This is a genomic window from Acidovorax sp., assembly GCF_046339755.1.
Classification (GTDB): Bacteria; Pseudomonadota; Gammaproteobacteria; order Burkholderiales; family Burkholderiaceae_C; genus Acidovorax.
This window is the reverse complement of record NZ_JBKDTZ010000034.1, coordinates 1-4,168: the sequence shown is the minus strand read 5'-3', so window position 1 is coordinate 4,168 and position 4,168 is coordinate 1. Positions and strand designations below refer to the sequence as shown.

3 protein-coding genes and 1 pseudogene are annotated in these 4,168 nt (G+C 68.9%); 1 reads left to right on the top strand and 3 read right to left on the bottom strand.

Annotated features, from left to right (window positions below; translation table 11 throughout):
- The 3 genes and pseudogenes from ACK59X_RS03070 to azu form a co-directional block, all read right to left on the bottom strand.
- A pseudogene (locus tag ACK59X_RS03070) lies at window positions 1-748 on the bottom strand (3-deoxy-D-arabino-heptulosonate 7-phosphate synthase); the annotation flags it as partial.
- On the bottom strand, window positions 745-999 hold the full coding sequence (locus ACK59X_RS03065; RefSeq protein WP_409955079.1) for a hypothetical protein: 255 nt from the start codon (window positions 997-999) through the stop codon (window positions 745-747). The pseudogene ACK59X_RS03070 and the gene ACK59X_RS03065, both read right to left, overlap by 4 nt.
- Window positions 1,000-1,068: 69 nt before the next feature.
- A complete protein-coding gene (azu, locus tag ACK59X_RS03060) occupies window positions 1,069-1,518 on the bottom strand; it encodes an azurin (protein ID WP_409955077.1) in 450 nt (149 codons plus the stop codon).
- A gap of 199 nt (window positions 1,519-1,717) precedes the next feature.
- Between azu and ACK59X_RS03055 the strand changes: the two genes are divergently transcribed.
- Window positions 1,718-4,168 (top strand): PAS domain S-box protein (locus ACK59X_RS03055; RefSeq protein ID WP_409955074.1); only part of this gene is annotated, 2,451 nt, incomplete at its 3' end.

Genomic DNA, 4,168 nt, shown 5'->3' with positions numbered 1-4,168 from the left:
GTGCCTCCATGGCCGCACCGCGCTGTTGCGCCGTGTCGCCATAGGCGGCGGCCTCGGCCGTGCCCGGGCGGGGGCCCTGCCGGTCGCGCAGGCGCTGGTAGGCCTGCACCTGCGGGTCTTCTTCCAGCGCCGTGGAGCGCTGCAGACGGGCCAGTGCAGGCCCGTCCAGCAGCCGGGACAGGCCGCGCTGCAGTGCCGCATTTCCGGCAGACGTTGCCGTGGCCTGCACGGCCTGCGTCGTATCGCCGAGCGCAGCCCACTGCGCCGAATCCGCCTGGGCGTGCAGGCGCTCCAGGGCCTCGCGCAGCGCGCCGGGGCCCAGGTGCTGGCGCCTGGCCGGGTGTGCCACGGCATTGGCGCCCGCGCGCAGTTGCCGGCGGTCCTGCTCGGCATGGTTCTGCAGATCGATGTACTCTTGCACCTGCGGCACCCGGCCTGCGAGCAGCAGGGCCTGGTAGGCTGCGTCCCCCTCGTCCGTGCGCATCGCCTCCCGGATCAGGCGGGCCAGGGCATCGAGGAACGACTGCCGCGTGGCGGCATCGGGCTGCCGTGCCTCTGCCAGGGCCTGGCGCGCGCGTTCGATGGCCAGGGCCATGGCGGCGGCTGGGCCGGCCTGCGTCCCCGCATCCGGCTGACCGGGCAGGCGATAGCGGCGGGGCGCCGTGCGCAGCACCTGCGCAAGCAGGGCGGGGCGGGGCACCGCAGGCATGCCTTCCCCCGGGTGGGCCGGGTGCTGCGGCAGCGTCATTTCTGGGGCCCTGCGCCCCGGTGGGATTTGCTCCAGTCGTACGGAGTGCCGTCCGGCAGCAGCCTGGCGTCGACGGTGCTCACACCGGCGCGCCCCACGCTGTCCGCGAGTTCGGTGGACAGGCTCACGTGGCGCTTTCCGGCCTTGCGCTTTTCCTCGCACAACTGCAGTGCGGGGACCAGCTGGCCACCCTCAAAGGCCTGCATGGCAGGCATGCCGGGCGCTTCCAGCCAGTAGACAACGATGCTCATGGGTCGGGGGCCTTCCTTCGTGTTCCCAGCCCCCGATTCTGACGTGTCGCCCAGCCGCCGGGCGTCCTTTTACTTGGCAAGGGTCAACGTGCCCTTCATCAGGCTGGAATGCCCGGGGAAGGAGCAGAACCAGGCATAGGCCTCGCCGGCCTTGAGCTTGGCAACGTCGAAGGCCACGGCATCGCTTTCGCCGCCGCCGATGAGTTTGGTGTGCGCGATCACACGGGTGTCGCCGGCCTTGACATAGGCCTTGTCCGCGCCTGCGCCAATCCCGTCCGTGGCCGTGGCCTGGGCGTCGGCCGCCTTGGTCAGCACCCAGTTGTGGCCCATGGCCGTCTTGGGCAGCTTGCCCACATGCTTGAGCTTCACCGTGAACTGCTTGCAGCTGGCGGGCACGGCGATGCTCTGCTTGTTGAACTGCATGGCGTCGTTGCCCTCGATCTCCACGTCGCAGGTGGCGGCGAATGCCGGGCCGGCGAGCAGGGGGGTGTGCAGCAGGGCGGCGGTGTTCCTGGTCATCATCTTTGTTTTCTCCATCGGTAAAAAAAAGCGTTTCCGCGCCCGGTGCAGAGGCCGGGCATGGAGGTGAGTGGACCACCGGTGGCTACCGGGCCCCTTGATGTGCATCAAAGGCGCTTGCGCCCTCGTGCAGCAGCAGGCCGGTGAGGGCAGGGGAAGGCCCGGTATTTCGGGGCCCTGGCTTGCGCTAGCATGGGCCATGGCCGAGATTTCCCCACCCGCATCCGTGAGCGCCGAGCCTCCCGGCCGCAGGCTGCGCGCGCTGCTGATCGTGGCCAACCTGCTGCTGGCCTTGCTGCTCGGGGCTCTGGTGCTGTGGGTGCTGTCTTCTTCGCGGCAGAACCACGAGGAGCGCGCCCGCACCACGGCGGAAAGCCTGGTGGTGATCACCGTTGCCAATGTGGGCTCTGAACTGGGCCTGATCGATGCGGTGCTCAGGATGACGCTGGACGACCTCCTGCGCAGTGGGTATGGCTCGCGGATGGCAGACGACGACATCCAGCGCCTGCTCGATGACCGGCGCATCCTGCTCGTGGGCGCCGAGGGCTTTCGCCTGGCGGATGAGAAGGGTGCGGTGCGGTGGGGCAACCTGGAGGCCGGGGCGCCGGTGGCCGACATCTCGCACCGAGCCTTCTTCCAGCAGGCCCGGCAGGCCACTTCGGGCGATCCCATCGTCTCCCGGCCCGTGGTGTCGCAGATCTCGGGCAACTGGGTGATCGTCATCGCACGCCCCTTGCGCGTGAATGGTCAGTTCGCAGGGGTCCTGTACGCGACCATCCGGGTGGACCACTTTGCACAGATGTTCCACGGCTACGAGCTGGGTGAGCGCGACGCCATCACGCTCAGGACGCGGGATCTGCGTTTCGTGGCATGGATGTCGCCCGGGAACGAGGTCCACGTCGAGATCGGATCGACCCAGGTCTCCGACGAGCTGCGGGCTACCCTGGCGAACAAGCCTTCATCCGGTGTCTACACGGCCGCTTCCGCGACCGATGGAGTGGAGCGGACCGTCGCCTACCGTGAAGTGCAGGGCTGGCCGTTCATCGTCTTTGCAGGGCTCAACAACCAGCATTTCTTCCAGCCCCTGGCGCAGGAGGCTCGCACCCTGTCGCTGATGGCGGGGCTCATGTGGCTGCTCAGCTGCGCTGCCGCCATCGTGGTCTACCGGCTGGGGCAGCGCGAACTGGGCACCCTGCGCGCCCTGGAGGCGCAGAGCCGGCGCACGCAGATCCTGTTGCGCGTGGCCGGCGATGGCATCCACATCATCGACCGGCAGGGCCACCTGGTCGAAATGAGTGAATCTTTCGCGCAGATGCACCGATCCTCCCGGGAGGTGCTGCAGGGCCGGCATGTGTCCAGCTGGGATGCCAACCAGAACGAAACAGCCATCCGCGGCTGGCTGGCCAAAGTGCGTGATGGTGATCGGCAGCGTGTCGAGGTTCAGCACCGGCGGGCGGACGGCGAGGTCATCGACGTCGATCTGCACTGGCATGCGGTGGACATCGACGGGCGGTTGCTGATCTTCGGCTCCGCCCGGGACATCACCGACAGGAAGCGCCTCTTGCAGCGTGTCGAAGAGTCCGCCGCGCGCATGCGCGACCTCTACGACCATGCACCCTGCGGGTATTTCTCGCTCGATGCCGATGGCTGTGTCGTTCACATCAATGCCACCCTGCAGCAATGGCTGGGCAGCACGCCCCTGGATTCCCATACCCGCTTTGGCGAGCTGCTGCACGGAGAGCACCGCCAGCGCTTCCATGACCACTTTCTCATGCTTACCCTGCAGGAGCGGGCGCCCGAGATCGAGGTCGAGCTGGCGCCGCCGGGCGCCGCGCGCCGCTTCGTGCGCATCAACTCCACGGCCGTGCGCGATGGACAGGACGGGCAGGGCGACTTCCTGATGAGCCGCACCGTGGCGGTCGATGTGACGGCGCAGCACGAGGCGCTGCGCCAGGTGCAGGCCCTGCTGCACGAACAGTCGGCCATGCTCAACAGCGACCTGGTGGGCATGGTCAAGCTCAGCGGCCGCACCATCACCTGGAAGAACGCCGCCATGGAGCGCATGCTGGGCCGAGGGCCCGACGAGCTTGAGGGCGCCGAGGTGCAGACCCTGTATGCCCGTGGCGAAGACTACCGCCACGTGGAGGAGGCTGCCGCGCTGCGGCTGCGCCAGGGGCAGAACTACCGCACCGACGTTCGCCTGCAGCACAGCAGCGGAGAAGCCATCTGGGTGGACCTGAGCGGCGTGCGCCTGTCGGACAGCGAGACCTTCTGGATGGCGGTGGACATCTCCGCGGCCAAGCGCGCGCATGCGCAGATCACCCATGTGGCCTTCCACGATGCGCTCACGCAGCTGCCCAACCGCCTGCTGCTGCTGGACCGCCTGCACCAGGCCCTGGCGGCGGCGCAGCGCGCCGGCCACGAGGTCGCGGTGTGCTTTGCCGACCTGGATGGATTCAAGGCCGTGAACGACCGGTTCGGGCACGATGCGGGCGACCAGCTCCTGGTCGAGCTGGCCCGGCGCATCTCCGGCAGCAACCGCGCAGCGGCCCCGGCGGCGCGCAACGGGGGCGACGCGCTCGAGCTGGTGCTCAGCCCGGTGGCGGGCACCGAATGGCGGGCCGTGCTCGATCGCTTGATGCCGGCCGCC

Excerpts from the sequence above, each read along its gene's own strand:
- azu (WP_409955077.1), bottom strand. The coding sequence starts at position 1,518 with ATGACCAGGAACACCGCCGCCCTGCTGCACACCCCCCTGCTCGCCGGC.
- ACK59X_RS03065 (WP_409955079.1), bottom strand. The coding sequence starts at position 999 with ATGAGCATCGTTGTCTACTGGCTGGAAGCGCCCGGCATGCCTGCCATG.